Annotated in this window: 16 protein-coding genes; 13 read left to right on the plus strand and 3 right to left on the minus strand. The window is 62.4% G+C overall.

Going from position 1 to position 19,652, the window contains the following annotated elements; genetic code table 11:
* The first annotated feature begins 45 nt into the window (after nucleotides 1-45).
* The 9 genes from J2Z31_RS17345 to J2Z31_RS17385 are packed head-to-tail and all read left to right on the plus strand — an operon-like array spanning nucleotide 46 to nucleotide 9,375.
* A complete protein-coding gene (locus J2Z31_RS17345; RefSeq protein WP_209602809.1) occupies nucleotides 46-912 on the plus strand; it encodes a dioxygenase family protein in 867 nt (288 codons plus the stop codon).
* On the plus strand, nucleotides 909-1,970 hold the full coding sequence (locus J2Z31_RS17350; protein WP_209602810.1) for a maleylacetate reductase: 1,062 nt from the start codon (nucleotides 909-911) through the stop codon (nucleotides 1,968-1,970). The genes J2Z31_RS17345 and J2Z31_RS17350 overlap by 4 nt, the downstream gene beginning before the upstream one ends.
* Nucleotides 1,971-2,006: 36 nt before the next feature.
* On the plus strand, nucleotides 2,007-3,287 hold the full coding sequence (locus J2Z31_RS17355; protein ID WP_209602811.1) for an ABC transporter substrate-binding protein: 1,281 nt from the start codon (nucleotides 2,007-2,009) through the stop codon (nucleotides 3,285-3,287).
* Nucleotides 3,288-3,342: 55 nt separating this feature from the next.
* Nucleotides 3,343-4,062 carry an ABC transporter ATP-binding protein gene (locus tag J2Z31_RS17360; protein WP_209602812.1) on the plus strand — a complete coding sequence of 240 codons (720 nt, stop codon included), beginning with the start codon at nucleotides 3,343-3,345 and terminating at the stop codon, nucleotides 4,060-4,062.
* The gene (locus tag J2Z31_RS17365; protein WP_209602813.1) at nucleotides 4,059-4,781 is read left to right on the plus strand and encodes an ABC transporter ATP-binding protein; all 723 of its coding nucleotides are present in this window, start codon (nucleotides 4,059-4,061) and stop codon (nucleotides 4,779-4,781) included. Before J2Z31_RS17360 ends, J2Z31_RS17365 begins: the two co-directional genes overlap by 4 nt.
* Nucleotides 4,768-5,631, plus strand: a complete 864-nt coding sequence (locus tag J2Z31_RS17370) for a branched-chain amino acid ABC transporter permease (protein ID WP_209602814.1) — start codon at nucleotides 4,768-4,770, stop codon at nucleotides 5,629-5,631. The genes J2Z31_RS17365 and J2Z31_RS17370 overlap by 14 nt, the downstream gene beginning before the upstream one ends.
* Nucleotides 5,632-5,640: 9 nt before the next feature.
* Entirely contained in the window at nucleotides 5,641-6,726 is a 1,086-nt protein-coding gene (locus tag J2Z31_RS17375; protein ID WP_209602815.1) for a branched-chain amino acid ABC transporter permease, read from the plus strand.
* Nucleotides 6,719-8,473 carry an FAD-dependent oxidoreductase gene (locus tag J2Z31_RS17380; RefSeq protein ID WP_209602816.1) on the plus strand — a complete coding sequence of 585 codons (1,755 nt, stop codon included), beginning with the start codon at nucleotides 6,719-6,721 and terminating at the stop codon, nucleotides 8,471-8,473. Before J2Z31_RS17375 ends, J2Z31_RS17380 begins: the two co-directional genes overlap by 8 nt.
* 8 nt (nucleotides 8,474-8,481) lie before the next feature.
* Nucleotides 8,482-9,375, plus strand: a complete 894-nt coding sequence (locus J2Z31_RS17385) for an intradiol ring-cleavage dioxygenase (protein WP_209602817.1) — start codon at nucleotides 8,482-8,484, stop codon at nucleotides 9,373-9,375.
* Between the two features lie 504 nt (nucleotides 9,376-9,879).
* Here the strand turns inward: J2Z31_RS17385 and J2Z31_RS17390 are convergent.
* Together J2Z31_RS17390 and J2Z31_RS17395 are read right to left on the minus strand one after the other, a co-directional pair.
* The gene (locus J2Z31_RS17390) at nucleotides 9,880-11,178 is read right to left on the minus strand and encodes a HAMP domain-containing sensor histidine kinase (RefSeq protein WP_234939479.1); all 1,299 of its coding nucleotides are present in this window, start codon (nucleotides 11,176-11,178) and stop codon (nucleotides 9,880-9,882) included.
* A gap of 20 nt (nucleotides 11,179-11,198) precedes the next feature.
* Nucleotides 11,199-11,888 (minus strand): response regulator transcription factor, encoded by a 690-nt coding sequence (locus tag J2Z31_RS17395; RefSeq protein WP_209602819.1) that lies wholly within the window; start codon nucleotides 11,886-11,888, stop codon nucleotides 11,199-11,201.
* Nucleotides 11,889-12,034: 146 nt separating this feature from the next.
* Between J2Z31_RS17395 and J2Z31_RS17400 the strand changes: the two genes are divergently transcribed.
* The 4 genes from J2Z31_RS17400 to J2Z31_RS17415 all read left to right on the plus strand — a co-directional run bounded on the left by J2Z31_RS17400 (nucleotide 12,035) and on the right by J2Z31_RS17415 (nucleotide 18,516).
* On the plus strand, nucleotides 12,035-13,516 hold the full coding sequence (locus J2Z31_RS17400; RefSeq protein ID WP_209602820.1) for an efflux transporter outer membrane subunit: 1,482 nt from the start codon (nucleotides 12,035-12,037) through the stop codon (nucleotides 13,514-13,516).
* Nucleotides 13,517-13,553: 37 nt separating this feature from the next.
* A complete protein-coding gene (locus tag J2Z31_RS17405; protein ID WP_209602821.1) occupies nucleotides 13,554-14,624 on the plus strand; it encodes an efflux RND transporter periplasmic adaptor subunit in 1,071 nt (356 codons plus the stop codon).
* The gene (locus J2Z31_RS17410) at nucleotides 14,621-17,701 is read left to right on the plus strand and encodes an efflux RND transporter permease subunit (RefSeq protein WP_209602822.1); all 3,081 of its coding nucleotides are present in this window, start codon (nucleotides 14,621-14,623) and stop codon (nucleotides 17,699-17,701) included. Before J2Z31_RS17405 ends, J2Z31_RS17410 begins: the two co-directional genes overlap by 4 nt.
* Before the next feature lie 230 nt (nucleotides 17,702-17,931).
* A complete protein-coding gene (locus J2Z31_RS17415; protein ID WP_209602823.1) occupies nucleotides 17,932-18,516 on the plus strand; it encodes a methyltransferase domain-containing protein in 585 nt (194 codons plus the stop codon).
* Nucleotides 18,517-18,735: 219 nt separating this feature from the next.
* Here the strand turns inward: J2Z31_RS17415 and J2Z31_RS17420 are convergent, their stop codons facing one another.
* Nucleotides 18,736-19,635: a LysR family transcriptional regulator ArgP gene (locus tag J2Z31_RS17420; protein ID WP_209602824.1), complete on the minus strand. Its 900-nt coding sequence runs from the start codon at nucleotides 19,633-19,635 to the stop codon at nucleotides 18,736-18,738.
* Between the last annotated feature and the right edge of the window lie 17 nt (nucleotides 19,636-19,652).

The raw sequence follows: 19,652 nt of genomic DNA on the forward strand, positions 1-19,652 counted from the left end.
CACCGTGTCTGCTACCTTCCTCCAAGTCAGGTTGGAGGAGAGAGCATGCCGGATCGGATGGCATCAAGTTTCAGCGCATCGGACTCGTCGGAGATCTTTGCGCGGCGGCTTGCGGCATCCGGCGACGAACGGCTGCGGCAGGCGCTGGTGGCAGCCGTGGCCCATCTTCACACGCTCGTGAGGGAACTGAAGCCCACCTCGTTGGAGTGGCGCAGCTTCATCTCGTTCCTGACCGAAGTGGGCCATGCCTGCGATGGGCGCCGGCAGGAATGGGTGTTGTTGTCGGACCTGTTAGGCGCTTCGGCGCTTGTCGAGGAGGTCAACACGCGGCGCCCGAAACTGGCGACGCCGAACACTGTCCACGGCCCGTTTTTCCGTGCCGATGCGCCGGAGCTCCCCCTCGGCAGCGACATTTCGCTGGATGGCATCGGCGAACGGCTCGCCGTCGCGGGCCGCGTGCAGGATCTCGACGGTGAGGCGATCGCCGGTGCCGAGATCATGACCTGGCAGGCGAACTCCGCGGGCCTCTACGAGAACCAGCAGCCGGATCTCCAGCCGGAGTTCAATCTGCGTGGGACATTCAGAACGGACGACGAGGGCCGCTTCCATTACCTGACTGTTAGGCCTGCGGGATACAGCGTGCCGGACGACGGTCCGGTCGGGGGGCTCCTCAGGAAAGCGGGCCTGCCGCTTCGCCGTCCGGCTCACCTGCATTTCATGATCAGGGCGGCCGGCTTCGAGACGATCGTCACCCATCTCTATGATGGCAGCGACCCGCATCTTCACGAAGATGCGATCTTCGGCGTCAAACCGGAGCTTGTGTGTCACTTCGAGCGTGCGGCGGAAAAGCCGTCCTGGTGGCTCGATTTCACCTTCGTCATGGCGCGGTCGAAACAGGGAGCGCAGTCGTGAAGCACGAATTCGTCTACAGCACCAGCCCGGCCCACATCGTCTTCGGCGAGGGCAAAAGCGCCACCACCGGCGAATGGATAGAGAACATCGGCTGCCGCCGCGCTCTCGTTCTCTCGACTCCGCAGCAGCAGGCGGACGCCGAAGAGCTCGCGGCGCTGCTCGGCCACCGTGCCGCCGGCGTGTTCGCCCGCGCCGTGATGCATACGCCCGTGGACGTGACCGAGCAGGCAATGGAGACCGTCCGGCAGACCGTCGCGGACTGCGTCGTCTCGCTCGGAGGAGGTTCGACAACCGGGCTTGGCAAGGCGATCGCCTACCGCACCGACTTGCCGCAGATCGTGATCCCCACCACCTATGCCGGCTCGGAGGTGACGCCGATCCTCGGTCAGACGGAGCGAGGCGTGAAGACGACGGTCCGCGGTGCCAGCATCCTTCCCGAGGTCGTGATCTACGACCCGTCGTTGACGACCGGTCTTCCGGTCGCAATGAGCGTCACCAGCGGTCTCAACGCGATGGCGCATGCGGTCGAGGCGCTCTACGCGAAGGACCGCAACCCGATTTCGTCGCTGATGGCGGTCGAGGGGCTGCGTGCTTTTAAGACCAGCCTGCCACAGATCGTCCAGACGCCCCAGGATCTGGAACGGCGCTCGGAGGCGCTTTACGGCGCCTGGCTCTGCGGCACGGTCCTCGGCACCGTCGGCATGGCGCTGCATCACAAGATTTGCCACACGCTCGGTGGCAGCTTCGACACGCCGCACGCCGAAACCCACGCGATCATGCTGCCGCATACGGCGGCGTTCAATGCACTCGCCGTGCCCGATCTGCTCGCGCCTGTTGCCGATATTTTCCAGGGCCCGGTCGGTGGCAGCCTCTGGGATTTCGCCAAGAATATCGGTGCGCCGCTGGCGCTGAAGGGACTCGGATTGTCCGAGGCCGATCTCGACCGTGCGGCCGAGATCGCGACCGAACGCCCTTACTGGAATCCGCGGCCGATCGACCGGCAATCCATTCGGGCGCTCCTGCAGGATGCCTGGGAGGGCAAGCGGCCGGCAGATTGATGACGCCCTTCGGGAGGGGAAATGGGAGGAGGAACCATGCTGACGAGACGTAACTTTCTGAAGACGACGGCTGCCGGGAGCGCCGTCGCGGTGACAGCCGGATTGCCGATGCCGGCGATTGCACAGGATGCGCCGGTGAAGCTCGGCTATGTCAGCCCGCAGACCGGGCCACTGGCCGCCTTCGGCGAAGCGGACAAATTCGTGATCGAGGGATTTCTGGCCACGGCCAAGGCGAGGGGGGCGAACTACGAGGTCATCGTCAAGGACAGCCAGTCGAACCCGAATCGGGCAGCGGAAGTCGCCAAAGAACTGATCGTCGACGACGAGGTCAATCTGGTCCTCGTCGCCTCGACCCCGGAAACGACCAATCCTGTCGCGACCACCTGTGAGGGCGAGGGAATGCCCTGCATTTCGACGGTGGCGCCGTGGCAGCCCTGGTTCATCGGGCAGCAGGGCAATGCCGCTGATCCCGCCTCGTGGAAGCCGTTCGACTACGCCTATCATTTCTTCTGGGGACTCGAAGACGTCATCGCGGTCTTTACCAATATGTGGTCGCAGGTGGAGACCAACAGGAAGGTCGGCGGCCTGTTTCCAAACGACGGCGATGGCAATGCCTGGGGCGACGAGACGGTCGGCTTCCCGCCGGTGCTCGAAAAAATGGGCTACGCGCTGAGCGATCCCGGCCGCTATCAGAACATGACCGACGACTTCTCGGCGCAGATCAATGCGTTCAAATCTGGCCAGTGCGAGATCATCACCGGCGTCGTCATCCCGCCGGATTTCACCACGTTCTGGAACCAGGCCAAGCAACAGGGCTTCGTGCCGAAGGTCGCGTCGATCGGCAAGGCGCTTCTCTTCCCGCAAGCTGTCGAGGCGCTCGGCAAGGCCGGGCACAATCTCTCCTCGGAGGTCTGGTGGTCGCCCAGCCATCCGTTCACATCGTCGTTGACCGGCGAAACGTCCGCTCAAGTGGCCGAGGCCTTCACAAAGGCCACGGGGCGACCTTGGACGCAGCCGATCGGCTTTGCCCACGCGCTTTTCGAACTCGCCGTCGACGCGCTGTCGCGGGCGGAGGACCCGGCGGACGGCGACGCGGTCGCCCAGGCGATCGCGGCCACGCGTCTCGACACGCTCGTGGGCCCGATCGCCTGGGACGGCAAGAACCTCCCGCCCTTCGCCGCTAAGAACGTCGCCAAGACGCCGCTCGTCGGCGGCCAATGGCGGCTGAAAGAGGACGGCGGCTACGATCTCGTCATCACCGACAACAAGACGGCGCCGAACATTCCGGTCGCCGGCAAGATGGAAGCGATCGCCTGAGTGTGGAGCGTCGGCGGCGCCGTGCCCGCGGCCCCACCGGCTCGGAGGAACAACCATGTCCCTGTTGCAACTCGAGTGCGTCTCGAAGCGGTTCGGCGCCTTGACGGTCGCCGACGAGATCAGCTTTTCCGTCGGCGAGGGCGAAGCGCTCGGCATCATCGGCCCGAACGGCGCCGGCAAGTCGACCCTCTTCAACCTGATAACCGGCAACATCGCCGCCGATACCGGCACCATCCGCTTTGGTGGTGCCGACTTAACGCGCGTGCCACCGATGGCGCGCTGCCTCTCAGGCATGGGGCGGACCTTCCAGATCCCGCAGCCCTTCGAGAAGCTGACCGTCTTCGAGAACGTTCTCGTGGCGGGTAGCTTCGGGGCGCAGCGGAGCGAGTCCGGCGCCTACGTCCGCTGCGCCGGGATCCTTGCCGACACGGGCTTGCTCGACAAGGCGAACGTGCCGGCCGGCGGTCTGACTCTCTTGCAGCGCAAGCGACTGGAGCTTGCCCGAGCGCTCGCGACCGAACCGCGGCTCCTGCTTCTCGACGAGATCGCCGGTGGGCTGACGGAGGCGGAATGCCACGCGCTGGTCGCGACCATCCGCGCCATTCATGCGAAGGGCGTCGCCGTCATCTGGATCGAGCATGTACTACATGCGCTGACATCGATCGTGGAGCGGCTTCTCGTCCTCAATTTCGGCCGGGTCATCGGCATGGGGGCGCCTGCGGACATCATGGCTTCTCGCGCCGTTCGAGAGATTTATCTGGGGATCGAAGTATGACGGCGCTCCTTGAGACCAGAGGGCTTAAAGCCTTCTACGGCGATTTCCAGGCACTGTTCGGCGTCGATATTTCGGTCGCCGAGGGTGAAACGATCGCCATCATCGGCGCGAACGGCGCCGGCAAGACGACCCTGATGCGCGCGATTTCCGGCGTGCTCGCAAGCGATCCGGACGCGATCCTCTGCCGCGGCGAGCCGATCGGCGCCCTGGCGGCGCCCGATGTCCTTGCCAGCGGCATTGCGATGGTCCCGGAGGGCCGGCGGCTGTTCCCGTCGCTGACCGTGGAGGAAAACCTGCTGATCGGCGCCTACAGCCGCAAGGTCGGTCCCACCTGGACGCTGGAGAGCGTATACGAGCTCTTCCCGGTCCTCAGAGAACGCCGCAGCAATCCGGCGACAGCACTGTCCGGCGGCCAGCAGCAGATGGTGGCGATCGGCCGGGCGCTATTGTCCAATCCGGACCTCTTGCTCTGCGATGAGATCAGTCTTGGCCTCGCGCCGGTTGTCGTGCGCGACATCTACGCCGCCTTTCCGCGCATTCGTGCTTCCGGCGCGTCCATCGTCATCGTCGAGCAGGACATCGGCCAGGCGCTGAAGGTCGCGAGCCGTGTCTATTGCATGATGGAGGGGCGCATCACGCTCTGCGGCCGCTCCAGCGAACTCAACCGCGACCAGATCCACGCAGCCTACTTCGGAGCGGAACGCCATGGGCTTCATTGACACCATTGTCCAGGGCGTGCTGCTCGGCGGCCTCTATGCGCTTTTTGCTGCAGGCCTGAGCCTCGTCTTCGGCATCATGCGGCTTGTCAATCTCGCCCATGGCGACCTGATCGTCCTTGCCGCCTTCTTGCTTCTCGTCCTGGTGACGGGACTCGGGGTTCACCCCTTCCTCGCAGCCGTGGTTGCAGCACCGCTGATGTTCGGCGCGGGCTGGTCCCTGCAATACGTCCTCCTTAACCGGACGCTGGGGAAGGACGTCCTGCCGCCGCTGCTCGTCACCTTCGGCCTGTCGATCGTCATCCAGAACAGCCTGCTCGAGGGCTTTTCGGCTGACAGCCGCCGTATTTCCGCCGGCGTGCTCGAAACAGCCTCGATCGGCTTCGGGCCTGTCACCGTCGGTTTCATGCCCCTGATGGGTTTCCTGTCGGCGGTCGCCGTTATCGTCGGCCTGAATCTGCTGATTTACCGGTCAGCAATCGGCCGTGCCTTCCGGGCGACATCAGACGACACGGTGACGGCGGGACTGATGGGTATCCGGCCGCAGCGGATCTTCGCGATGGCGACCGGCATTGCGATGGTGGTGGTGACGATCGCCGCCCTCTATCTCGGCACGCGCGCGAATTTCGATCCGACCGCAGGGCCCGCACGGCTGATCTACGCTTTCGAGGCGGTGATCATCGGCGGGCTCGGCTCGCTCTGGGGCACGCTCGCCGGCGGCGTGATCCTCGGCGTCGCCCAGAGCCTCGGCGCCGCCGTCAATCCCGAATGGCAGATTCTCGCCGGACATCTAGCCTTCCTCGCCGTTCTCCTGATCAAGCCGCGTGGCCTCTTTCCGCGCGCGGTCGACTGAGGTGCCTCCATGTCAATCGCGATCCCTTCGTTCAAGGTCGAAACCGGCACGAGAGCCTCGTCCTTCTCGGCGCTGATCGGTGCTGCCGTTCTGGTTCTCGCCGTTGCAGTCCCCTTCCTCGTCCCCCGCGGCGCGGTCCAGGACCTCTTCTTCATTCTCACAATGCTGGTGCTGGCGCAGAGCTGGAACCTGCTGGCGGGCTATGCCGGTCTCATCTCCGTCGGCCAGCAGGTCTTCGTCGGCTTCGGCGCCTACACCATGTTCGGCGCGGTCATCCTGTTTGGGATTGATCCGATCGTCGCAACCCTGATCGCGGGTCTCTTCGCGGCGCTTCTCGCCGTCCCGACGGCCCTCTTCACCTTCAGGCTCTATGGACCTTATTTTGCAATCGGCACGTGGGTGGTGGCCGAAGTCGTGCGGCTCCTTCTTGCCCAATGGAAGGCGCTCGGCGGCGGCACCGGAACCTCGCTGCCGCGCGAAGCAACACGAGACATGGCCGGTGTCGGCCTGCTGCGCGACCATTTCGGCATGAAGGCGGCGGAGGCGAGCGATGCGCTTACCTATTGGCTGGCACTCGTTCTCGCCGCCGCCACCATAGGCCTTATCTATCGCCTGCTTCGCAGTAAGCAGGGGCTGGGGCTCGCGGCCGTGCGCGACAACGAGCAGGCGGCGCGCGCGGTCGGCGTCGACGCGCGGCGGATGAAGGCACTGGTCTATCTGACGACGGCCTTTCTGACCGGGCTCGCCGGCGCGCTGATCTACGTGCAAAAGGCCCGGATCTCGCCGGACGCGGCCTTCTCCGTCACCGACTGGACGGCCTATGTGATCTTCATCGTTGTCATCGGCGGAATCGGCACGATCGAAGGGCCGATTGTCGGTGTCATACTCTTCTTTCTCTTGCAGAACCTGCTGTCCGATTACGGCTCCTGGTATCTGCTGATGCTAGGCCTCGTCGGCATTCTCATCATGCTTTTCGCGCCGCGTGGTCTTTGGGGCGCCTTCTCCGACCGAACCGGTATCCAACTCTTTCCGGTCCGCCGCATGCTCGTCGGCGACCCGCTCGCTCATACGCCTAAGGGAGGGCCACATGGCTGACATTACCACCGACGTACTCATCATCGGCACCGGACCCGCAGGCTCCGCCACCGCAGCGCTGCTTTCGACCTACGGTGTCGAAAACATGGTGATCAATCGTTACCGCTGGCTCGCGAACACGCCGCGCGCCCACATTACCAATCAGCGCACCATGGAGGTCTTGCGCGACCTCGGCCGTGACGTGGAGGACGAGGCCTACATGTTCGCCGCCGAGCAGGACCTGATGGGCGAGAATGTCTTCTGCACCTCGCTAGCCGGCGAGGAGATCGGCCGCATGAAGAGCTGGGGCAAGCATCCGCTCTCGCGCGCCGAGCACCAGCTTTCCTCGCCCAGCTTGATGAACGACTTGCCGCAGACCTTCATGGAGCCGCTTCTGTTCAAGACGGCCTGCTCGCGCGGCACGCAGGCGCGAATGTCGACCGAGTACGTCGGCCATGAGCAGGACGAAAACGGTGTCATCACCACCTGTGTCGACAGGCTGACCGGCAAGGAGTTTACTGTCCGCTCGAAATATCTGATCGGCGCCGACGGCGGCAATTCCAAGGTTGCCGAGCATGCGGGCCTGACCTTCGAAGGGCGGATGGGCGTCGCCGGCTCGATGAACATCCTGTTCGAGGCGGATCTATCGCGCTACGTCGCCCATCGCCTCTCGGTGCTCTACTGGGTGCTGCAACCCGGCGCCGACGTCGGCGGCATCGGCATGGGGCTCGTGCGGATGGTGCGGCCCTGGAGCGAATGGCTGATCGTCTGGGGTTACGACATCAACCAGCCGGTCCCGGACGTGGACGAGGCCCACGCGAAAAAGATCGTTCGCGACCTCGTCGGGGTTTCCGATCTGGAGGTGACGATCAAGTCGGTCTCCACCTGGACGGTCAACAACATGTATGCGACGACCGTGTCGAACGGACGCGTCTTCTGCATGGGCGACGCTACGCACCGCCATCCACCCTCGAATGGGCTTGGTTCCAACACCTCGATCCAGGATGCATTCAATCTCGCCTGGAAGCTCGCCTACGTGCTCAAAGGCCAGGCTGGGGAGAAGCTGCTCGACAGCTACAGCGCCGAGCGCGCTCCGGTCGCCAAGCAGATCGTCACCCGCGCCAACAAGTCGATCGAGGAATTCGGTCCGATCTTCAAGGCCCTTGGCCTGCTCGATTCCATTGACCCCGTGAAGATGCAGCAGAACATGGACGCGCGTTGCAACAACACGCCGGCGGCCGAGGAGCAGCGCGCGGCGATCCGAAAGGCGATCGCGGCCAAGATCTACGAATTCGACGCCCACGGCGTCGAGATGAACCAGCGCTACCGCTCGGACGCCATCGTCACGGACGGCCAGCCCGAGCCGGCCTTTACCAGAGATCCGGAACTGCATTTCCAGCAGACCACCTGGCCGGGCGCGCGCCTGCCGCATGCCTGGATCTTCTCCCAGGACGGCAGCAAAGCTTCGACGCTCGATCTTGCAGGGCACGGCAGATTCACCGTCCTGACCGGTATCGGCGGGCAGGGATGGAGCGAGGCGGCGAAGGTCGTCGGCCGGGAACTCGGGATTGATATCGCGGCGCATGTCATTGGACCGCGCCAGCACTGGCAAGACCTCACCGGCAATTGGTCCAATCTCAGCGAGGTGCGCGACAGCGGCATCGTGCTCGTGCGCCCCGATCATCACGTATGCTGGCGGCGCGAGACGATCTCGGACGATCCGGTTGCGGAACTCCGCCGGGTTATGACGACCATTCTTGGAAAGTGAGGGTGCCGATGGAAGCGCATGAAAAGGGTTTCTTCACCGAGGAGAATTCGGTCGAGGTCGTGACTGGTCGCAACAGGAATGCCAAGAACGAGCGGCTGAAGCAGATCATGGAGGTGGTGACGCGCAAGCTGCACGAGGCGGTGAAGGAAATCGAACCGACGCAGGAGGAATGGATGGACGCGATCCTTTTCCTGACGCGCACCGGCCAGATGTGCAACGAATGGCGGCAAGAGTTCATCCTGCTTTCCGACACGCTCGGCGTGTCGATGTTGGTCGATGCCATCAACAACCGGAAGCCATCGGGAGCGTCGGAAAGCACGGTGCTCGGGCCGTTCCACGTCAAGGACGCGCCGGAACTCGAAATGGGCGCGAATATCTGCCTCGACCAGAAGGGCGAAGACATGGTGATCTCGGGGCGGATCCTCGACACCGACGGCAAGCCGATCGAGGGCGCGGTGCTCGACGTCTGGCAGGCGAATGACGAGGGTTTCTATGACGTCCAGCAGCTCGGCATCCAGCCCGCATTCAACCTTCGCGGCGTTTTCCGGACGGTCGGCGACGGGCGCTTCTGGTTTCGGGCGGTCAAGCCAAAATACTACCCGATCCCGAACGACGGTCCGGTTGGCCAGATGTTGGAGCACCTCGGGCGCCATCCCTATCGTCCGGCGCATCTCCACTACATCATCAAGGCCGAGGGGTTTGAAACGCTGATTACCCACATCTTCGACCCCGATGATCCCTACATCTACTCGGATGCGGTCTTCGGCGTAAAGGAAAGCTTGCTGGCTGAGTTCAAACACACGCACGATCCTGCGCGTGCAATGGACTACGGCTTCAAAACCGATTTCTGGGATGTTGAGCACGATTTCGTGTTAGCGCGGGTCGCAGAAAGAAGTTCGTAACAGCGTAACCCGCTAAACTAAACAGCGGGGGCCGGCTGAAACGGCCCGCCGAGCCGCCGCAAGTTGGTCGGTGTGTGACAAGGCATGCGCCCGATCTCCCAAGGCAATCTGGCGGACGACTAGCATGGGGAATGACAGCTTAGGGGCAGGCACCAGAAATCCCGCTGCGTCATTTGCGAGCGGCAGCATTGGGGCCGTAAGCGGACTGTCCCTGCTAGGAGGTGCAACACGAAAACCGGACACATGGCCGCCCGATGCCAAGGTCTGAAATTGGTGCCAAGACGATCGTTAGCTCCGCGGCTCTCGACGGCGGTGGCGGGTGGTGTCCGGTCGTCTGCTGCGGTTAGCACGAATGGCCGAGATGCGGACTTTTGAGACGTTCATTCAACCGACGCTTCGACCCTAAGCCGATATCCGTCGATAGCACTCGGAATTTCCGGTTTTGCCGCGCAAAGCAACCATCACCGTGTGACGCGCGAGCGACCGCTCCCCATCGGACAGTAATTATTCAGCGGAAGGCCGGCGGTTTGCCGGCATCGTGCGGAGAACAGCATCTGCCTCTGTGATCGGCAGAATCATCTTCATACGCAAACCGCTACCGGAGATCCGCGATGCGTCAATCCTGCCCCCATGCCGCTCGAATGCCTGTTTGGTGATCGACAGACCCAGACCGAACCCGGCAGCGTCGGCCGGGGTATCGGCAAACCTCCGGAAGGGATGAAAGATGGATTCGAGCGCGCTGTCTGGAACTCCGGGGCCTTCGTCTTCGACGATAAGCTCGAAACTATACGACGTTCTTCGGCTCGACACGCGGACCACCGATCCGGGCGGGGAGTATTTCACTGCGTTCCGCACGACATTCTCCACCGCTCGATAAATCAGCTCGCCATCTACTGACGTCACGAATGACTCTTCTCCGTCGTATTCGACCGCGACCTGGTTCGACGCTCCCTCGAAGGAGCTGTCGTCCACTATCTCGCGAACGAGGTCGATCAGATCAAGTCTCTGTCGGTTCAAAGGCTGGTCCGCCGCCGCCGCAAGCTTGGCAAGCGTCAGGATCTCGCCGACAAGATCGTCCATACGTTGAATTTCCCGCTCCAGCCGTTCCAGCATGTCGTTGAGCCGGGCTGGGTTCTGGCGAAGCACCCCTAGACCAGCCTGCAGACGCGAGAGGGGCGACCGGAGTTCATGGGAGACGTCGTGAAACAAGCGCTGCTGAACCTCCTGAAACTCCTGCAAACGAGAAGCCGTGGCATCAAAGTCATGAGCAAGGGCAGCCACCTCGTCACGCTTGCGGTCGACCTCTTCACCGATCCGCGCACCGAAGTTGCCGCGAGCGAGTTCCCCCAGTCCTTGCCGAAGCTGTTCGACCGGCCCTGTGAAGTAGGTCGCCAGCCAGAACGCGGCGCCGGCCGCGGCCAAAAGGGCGGAAGCCCACGGCATGAGTTTGGGCCACTGTCGCCAAATGTAGGCATCGTCCGGGACTGCCGTCACTTCATAGCATTTGCCCGAGTTCACGACGCGCCGGACAAGCGTGTCGCTGACGGATACCGCGCATTCGATCGGTGCGCCGACCGCCTTCACGCCCAGGCGGATCGAAGGATCCGCATTTGCGAACGCCGATATGACGTCTTGCACGGCAAGCATGCCTTGGCGAGCGAGCAGGTCCGAAGCCGTGTCCAGGGCAAAGCTTGTGGTTCGCTCCTGGACCTCTTCGGCAAACGGCGTGAGCGGCAGGAAGCTGAGTATGGCGAAGACCAGCGCGATGGATCCAGCCACGCACAGCCACACCATCACGAACATCTTTCTCCGAAGCCTCTGCATCAGCCGTCCCGCAGCAACTGGTAGCCCTGACCGCGGACCGACTGGATCCAGGAGGAGCCGTCATCCCGCAACCCGAGTTTTTGCCGGACGCTGCTTATGTGGACGTCGATCCGCCGGTCGAATGGCGTCAAGCCGCGCCCGAAAGCCCGCCGGGATATCTCTTCCTTTGGAACGAGCTGCCCAGCGCTGCGCGCGAGGACTTCGAGGATCGAGAACTCCGTGCCGGTCACCTCCAGACGCCGACCTTTCCAGATCGCCGCACGCGTCGCGGGGTTGAGGGTAAGCCCGCCCGCCTGCAGTGTCTCGCTCTCGTCCGTCGTCTTGCCGGTCGTCCGCCGGAGTATCGCCCGGATTCTCGCGACCAGCTCGCCCGGCGAGCAGGGCTTCGAGACATAGTCATCAGCCCCGAGATTGAGCCCGGAGATGCGGTCGACATCGTCGCCCTTCGCTGTCAGCATCAGCACCGGGATGTCGCCCAGACGGCGGATGCGCTGCAGCGCGTCGATGCCGTTCATCCGCTGCATCATTACGTCCAAGACGATGATGTCGACTCCCTGACCGGCAGCGGCGCTTGCGATGCCCTGCCGTGCGTCGTCCGTCGTTTCGACGTCGAAGCCCTCCTCGGTGAGGTATTCGCTCAGCAGCGTCGTCAGTTCCGTGTCATCGTCGATCAGAAGTACTTTCGGCATGGGCAATCCCGGTTCGCCATTCCCGTGAGCAATACAACGGCAGCAGCAGATCGGGGCAATTTTTACATAACTTTACGCTTCCTTAACGGCACTTAACACCCCGACCTCTATCAACGGCTCTGACATTGGAGACGGCGGAGCACACGTTGAAGAGCCATATCAAGCGCAAATTGAAACTGGTCAGCCTTGTCTGCCTTGCTGGGAGTTTGAGCGGTTGCGTCGTCGGGCCGGACTACGTGAAACCGTCGATCGCGATGCCGGCCTCCTGGAAAACAAAAGGAAAGCACGTCCACGAAGCTCCTCCCGAGCTGGCGGAGTGGTGGAAGCAGTTCCATGACCCGGTCCTCAACGGACTCGTGACGGGGGCCGTCCACTCGAACCTGGATGTCGCGACGGCGAAGGCAAAGATCCGGCAGGCCCGGGCATCGCTCCAGCAGGAAAGGGGTACACTGTTTCCCTCGCTTTCCGAGGCGTCGTCGGCAACCCGCAACAAGGGGACCACGACAGGTACGGAGCCCACGGTCTATTCGCAGTACCAGGCTGGCTTCGACGCAAGCTGGGAGATCGATCTTTTCGGCGGAGCAAGGCGCGCAGTGGAGGCGGCTGTCTACGCCGAGCAATCTTCGGAAGAAGAATTGCGCGACACGCTCGTGACTCTGATAGGCGACGTCGCCACCTATTACGTCCAGGCTCGCGAGTACCAGCAGCTTGTGGCACTCGCCCAACGTTCGGCAAAATCACAGCGCGAAACCGCCGTTCTCACGACGCAGCAAGTCGCAGTCGGACTGGCGTCGCGGCTCGATGTCTCCAAGGCGGAGGCGCAGGCGGCGTCGACCCAGGCCGACGTGCCGTCCTATCAGATCAGCTATGCCAAGGCCATAAACCGCCTTGCTGTCCTGCTTGGCCGATCGGCACTTGATCTCGATGCGCAGTTCCGTAGCGCAGAGCCGATCCCGTCGCCGCCGCGCAAGATGAAGGTGGGAATTCCGGCGGACATCTTGAACACCCGGCCGGATATCAGATCGGCTGAGCGTCAGCTTGCCCAGGCAACCGCGAAAGTCGGACAGGCAGAAGCGAACCGATACCCTTCGGTCAGCCTGACGGGCTCCATCGACACCTCAGCGGCGAGCATCAGCGATCTCGGCAAGAAGTCGACCATCGGCTGGTCTTTCGGGCCCAGCGTGACCGTTCCGATCTTTCAGGGCGGACAGTTGAAGGCGGCGGTAGATGTCGCCAAGGCGGAACGAGACCAGCACTTCTTCACCTATCAGTCGACCGTCCTGACCGCGCTCGAGGACGTGCAGAATGCGATCGTCTCGCTCAACAAGTCGCGAGCCCGAGCCGCCTCGCTCGCAGAATCCGTATCCGATTATAGAGAGGCGGCGAAGTATTCGCGCGACCTGTTAGCCGCCGGTGAGAGCGACCTCTTCGACGTCCTCGATGCCGACCGCTCTCTCTACTCCGCCCAGGAGCAGTTGATCCAGGCGAATGCGGACATCGCGACAAGCTACGTGTTCCTCAACAAGGCCCTTGGCGGCGGCTGGAGCGGCCCCATCGACGTGACCGTGCCCAGGGTCGAAGACGGCTTCGTCGGCCCGCATCTCGCAATGCGGAAGACTGGACGATGAGCCGACCTCCCGGCCCAACCTATCGAGGGAACCAAGAATGAAGAACATTGCAATATTCGCAGGCACCCTCGCGACGTGCCTTCTTCTCGCCCGCGGGCCGGCGGCGGCACAGGAGGAAACACAGGCGCCTGCGCTTACCGTGTCCCTGGTGGAGCCGGCAAAGGAGCAGTGGCCCGAAACGATTCCGGTCAGTGGGTGGCTGAAGCCTTGGCACGAGGCCACCATCGCCTCCGAAACCAGTGGATTGCGCATCAAGGAGGTTCTGGTCGATGTGGGATCTGTCGTGAAAAAGGGAGACGTCCTCGTGCGGCTTGATCAGGCTTCCGTCCTTGCTGACCTGAAAAAGCAGGAGGCGGCGGTGGAAACCGGGAAGGCAAATCTTGAGAAGGCAACGTCCGAGGCTAAGCGTGCGCGCGACATTGCCTCCGGAGTGTTGTCCGACCAAAAAAGGGTCGAGTACTTCAACACCGAGAGGACGGCGCAAGCCGCCCTCGCGTCCGAAGAGGCAGCTCTCGAAGGCCAGCGGATCAAGGTCTCGCAGACAACTATCACCGCCGTGGATGACGGGATCATCACGTCACGGTCGGCATCTCTCGGCGCGGTCGTGTCGACTGGTACCGAACTCTTCCGGCTGACGCGCCAGCAGCGCATTGAATGGCAGGCCGAAGTCCCGGCGCTGAGCCTTCTGAGGGTCGAACCGGGGCAAGCGGCCGAGATCGACGCGCCGGACGGACGCACGTTCAAGGGTATGGTGCGGCTTGTCGCGCCGACGATCAGCGACGAGACGGGGAGAGCGATCGTCTACGTGCAGCTCCCAGAGGAACCGAAGCCTCGCGCCGGCCTCTACGTGTCCGGACGCATTGACATCACGGCGAGCAAAGCCCTTACGGTTCCGGAATCGTCCATCGTTTACCGCGACGGCCTCGCTTACGTGTTCGTGATCGACGAGGAAAGCAGGGCGCACCGCGTGCGGGTGAAGGTCGGCCGACGCAGGTCCGACCGGGTGGAAGTATCCGAGGGCCTGGCAGGTGGGGAGAGGGTTGTGCAGGCGGGCGGCGCCTTTCTCTCTGAGAACGCGCTGGTCAAGATCGAGGAGGCTGCGCGATGAATATCTCTACTTGGTCGATCCGAAATCCCGTTCCAGTCGTCCTTCTGTTTGCTCTCCTGACTGTCTGCGGACTGCTCGCTTTCTTGCGCCTTCAGGTGCAGGACTTTCCCGACATGGATCTGCCGACCATAAAAATCGTCGGCACCCTCGAAGGCGCAGCTCCGACGCAGCTTGAAACGGAGGTCGCGCGGAAGATCGAGGACAAGCTCGCGTCGCTGAGCCTGCTCGACCACATCACGACAACGATCACCGACGGCAACGTCGCGATCAGCGTGTCGTTCAAACTCGAGAAGGACAGTGAGGCGGCCCTCAACGAGGTCCGCAACGCGGTGGACAGCGCCAAAAGCGAGCTCCCGTCCGAGATGGACACGCCGACCGTCTCCAAGGTGACGGTGCAGTCGTCCGTTCTTCTCGCCGTCGCGGTGCGGTCGGACAAGCTCGACGAGGCGGAGCTGTCGTGGTTCGTCGACAACGACATGACTAAGGCGTTGTTGTCGGTTGGAGGCGTCGGACAGGTCACGCGCATCGGCGGCGTCGACCGCGAGGCCCATGTCGATTTGAAGCCGGACGTGCTCGCAAGCCTCGGGATCACGGCCGCCGACATCTCGTCCAGGATCAAGTCGGTTCAGTCCGACATATCGGGAGGCCGCGGCGATATCGGCGCCCTGCGGCAGACCGTCCGCGTGCTGGGCGCCGTGCCGTCGGTCGATGATCTCGCGTCCCTCGCTATCCCGCTCTCCAACGGGCAGAACGTGAGGCTGGACGACATAGCGACGGTCACCGATAGCTATGCGGACCGCTCGTCCCTTGCCTATCTCGACGGAAAGCCGGCCATAGCCGTCCAGATCTACCGTTCGAACGGTTTCTCGGACACCGCCGTAGCGGAGGATATCCAGGCGAAGATAAAGGAATTTGCCGCGGCCAACCCTGAGGTCCAGATCGTTGACGCCTACACGACCGTCAAGCCGATCATCGAGAACTACGACGGTTCGATGCACATGCTCTATGAAGGCGCTTTCCTCGCGGTCGTCGTCGTCTGGGCGTTTCTTCGGAACTGGCGGGCAACTTTCCTCTCGGCCGTCGCGCTGCCGCTGTCGGTAATTCCGACATTCCTCGTGATGTATCTTGCGGACTTCAGCCTGAACACGGTGACGCTGCTTGCATTGTCGCTCGTCGTTGGCATTCTGGTGGACGATGCGATCGTTGAGATCGAAAACATCGAGCGCCATCTCAAAATGGGCAAGACCGCCAGAGATGCCGCCATGGAGGCGGCGGACGAAATTGGTCTTGCCGTGATCGCGACAACCTTCACCCTCGTCGCCGTCTTTCTTCCGACAGCGTTCATGGGTGGCGTTCCCGGTCTCGTATTCCGGCAGTTCGGTGTGACGGCGGCTGCGGCCGTGCTCGCCTCCCTCCTCGTTGCGCGCTTCATCACCCCCATGATGGCGGCATACCTCATGAAGGCGCATCCGAAAGAGGAAAAGGACGGCTGGGTGATGAGAACCTATCTGTCCGTCGTCAAGGCGTGCCTCAGGCACCGGCTCATCACCATGCTCGTGACGAGTGCCCTGTTGGTCGCGTCGCTGTCGGCCATACCCTTTCTCAAGACAGGGTTCCTTCCAGCCTCAGACGATTCTCAGACCCAGGTGAATCTGACGCTTGCACCGGGCAGCAGCCTGGAAGCGACTGAGGCCACATCCAAACACGCTGCCGAGATCATATCGAAATTGCCGGATGTCACCGGCGTGTACGTTTCCGTCGGGTCGTCCTCGTCGGGAAGCGGCCCTGACGCCTCGACCTCGAGCGACGTCACCAAGGCGACGCTTGTGGTCAATCTGACCGACAGGGGCGATCGAGACCGCAAGCAGTCAGCGATCGAGCAGGACATACGCAATGCCCTTTCTGTCCTGCCCGGTGCCCGGGTCGAAGTCGGAAGCGGCGGCAATGGCACGAAGCTCGAGATCACCATCGCGAGCGATGACGCCGACGCTCTGGATCGTGCTGCGAGTTCGTTGGAGGATCAGTTGAGGATGCTGAAGGGTGTGGGTGCGGTGACCTCCAGCGCGTCATTGCAGAGTCCGGAGATTCAGATCAAGCCCGATTTCACCAAGGCTGCTGCCCTCGGGGTTACGTCTGAGGCCATCGCACAAGCCGTTCGTGTGTCGACAAACGGCGACTATTCGAACTCAATGGCCAAGCTCAATCTGCCGCAGCGCCAGATCGACGTGCGCGTTCGTCTTGATCCAAAGGCACGAACTAACATCGACGCTATCTCCCGAATTCAAGTCGCGGGTGCCAAAGGAAAAGTATCTTTAGGGACCATCGCCGACATATCGATTGGCGGTAGCCCTTCGGAGATCAACCGCATCGATCGCGCGCGCAATGTCACTCTCTCCGTCGAACTTAACGGCCGCATTCTCGGGGACGTGAACAAGGAGGCACAAGCGCTTCCCGCACTTCGTCAGCTGCCTCCGGGGGTTTATCAAGTCCAGCAGGGGGAGTTGCAACGAAGCTCGGAACTCTTTGCGAGCTTTGCGACAGCAATGGCAATCGGTGTGTTCTGCGTCTACGCGGTCCTTGTCCTTCTATTCCACGATTTCCTTCAGCCCGTCACTATCCTGATGGCGCTTCCATTGGCACTGGGAGGCGCACTCGTTCCACTGCTCGTCACGGGCATGAGCTTCTCCATGCCGGCGGTGATCGGCCTGATTCTGCTAATGGGTATCGTGACCAAGAATTCGATCTTGCTCGTCGAGTACGCGATCATGTCAAGGCGTCAAGGTGTGCCGCGGTTCGATGCTCTCGTCGATGCATGTCACAAGCGCGCAAGGCCGATTATCATGACGACGATTGCGATGGGTGCAGGAATGATCCCTGTGGCGTTGAGCCTGACCGGCGGCGATCCAAGCTTCCGACAGCCAATGGCGATCGTTGTGATCGGCGGGCTGCTTACGTCAACCTTCCTCAGCCTATTCGTCATCCCGACAATCTTCACGCTGATCGACGATCTACATCTCGCTTTCAAGCGGCACTTCGTATCCATCGCCGCTGATGCACAAACACTGGCAAAACCTTAACTCGGCACAGCCGGGTCGTTGGCGGAATGTTGCCCTACAGCGCTGTTGCCACGACCCCCCGCTCACCATCCACCTGGGCCGCTGACGGCAACACCTGGAAGGACCGGATTGGGCTCAAGCGTGCCGATCGCTGCGGGCAAACTGCACGGCCGAAGAGCGACTTTGCGGCCATCCCGCCTTCATGATAGCCGTGCATGAAAGCCGTTACGATTTCGGGCGAGTGACTTTTGATGATTGACGAGACACTACGCTACTACGATACGAACGCCGACAAATATGCTGCCAATGAGGGTGCTCCCAATCCGAGATTGTTCACCTTCCTCGACCGTTGCAGGCCAAAGGGTAAAGTCTTGGAACTGGGGACCGGTAGCGGTGTCGATGCTGCCGCCATCATCGGAAGAGGCTTTGATCTGGACGCCACTGACGGCTCGTCCGAACTCGCCGCTATTGCCTCAAGCCGCATCGGACGGCCAGTCAAGACAATGCTCTTCAACGAGTTGGATGCGATCGGGATTTATGACGGCGTATATGCTTGCGCTTCACTGACCCATGTACCTCGGTCCGACCTTCCTGGTGTGATCGAGAGAGTTTATCGGGCGATGATCGAAAACGGGGTCGTTTGGGCAAGCTTCAAAGCAGGAGCCGAGGAGGGTTCGGACGCGCTTGGTCGTCACTATAACTACCTGTCGCGAGATGAGTTGATATGGCTCTGGCGAGCAGCGGCACCTTGGCGGGCGATTGAAGCGGAAGCGTGGCTGGGCGGCGCTTACGACCGGAAGGCAACGGAATGGGTGGCTATCACGGCCATGAAGTGAAGTCCGCTTCGGGCTCGAAGCGGTCATGCGATCTTGTTGCCGCGAACAATAAAGACGGTCTTGGTAGTCGTCATCAACTGCCGTAAAAAGACAATCCATGAACAGCTCGCGCTTTCCCGACGGCCAGCGCTTCAAGGCCTACAGCAGCGTGGCGATGGCGGAGGGTACGCTGGCGCCTTTCGTCGTCAGCGGGGCTGGCGGCTGTAGTACTTGTGATCTTCAACGCAACAGATGCTGCTCCGCCGTCGTGCTCACCTCCCGCGTGAGCTCGCTCAGCCGGTCGGCGGCAAGGCGGTTGATCTGCCAATATAATGGGACGTCCAGCGGCGTGTCGGGGATCAGCTCGACCAGCCGTCCGGAGGCCAAATGCTCCCGCACCAGTTGGATTGGATTCATTGCCCATCCCATCCCCGAAAGGCTGGCGTCGACAAAGCCTTGGGTCGAAGGCAGCCAGTGGGTCGGAAAAGTGAGGTCTTCTCCAAGCGTCTGGCCTATCCACCGGCTTTGAAGCCTGTCCTTCTGGTTGAAGGTCAAGGCCGGTGCATCGATGATCGCCTCCGGGGTGACGCCCTTGGAAAAATGGCGCGCGACGAAATCGGGGCTCGCCGTCGCATGATAGCGGAGCGCGCCGAGAGACGTGCGCCGGCATCCCTGGATCGGCTTTTCCAGGCTGGTGACGGCCGCGATCACCCGCCCGCGCTGCAGCCACTCGGCGGTATGGTCCTGGTCGTCGACCGCGATGTTCAGCAGATACTCGGAGCCTCTGGCGAAGTTCGACACGGCCGAGACGAACCATGTCCCGAGGCTGTCGGCATTCGTCGCGATGTGAAGCGTCACCCTTTGCCTCGATTCACCCGGATCGACGAGGCCCGGCAGCTGCTTCAACAACTCGCCTTCGAGCATGCCGACATTCTCCATATGCCGGCAGAGCCATGCCCCCTTTTCCGTCGCCGTACAGGGATTGCCTCTCGCGATCAGCACGATGCCGAGGCGCTCCTCGAGCTGTTTCACCCGTTGCGAGACAGCCGAAGGCGTGACGTTCAGCATGCCCGCGGCCTTTTCGAAGCTGCCTGTCTGGACGACTGCCGAGACGGCGCGAAGGGCGGGATAGTCAAGCATCGGATTAGTTTCTCGTA

The sequence above is a fragment of the Sinorhizobium kostiense genome (genome assembly GCF_017874595.1).
Lineage (GTDB): Bacteria > Pseudomonadota > Alphaproteobacteria > Rhizobiales > Rhizobiaceae > Sinorhizobium > Sinorhizobium kostiense.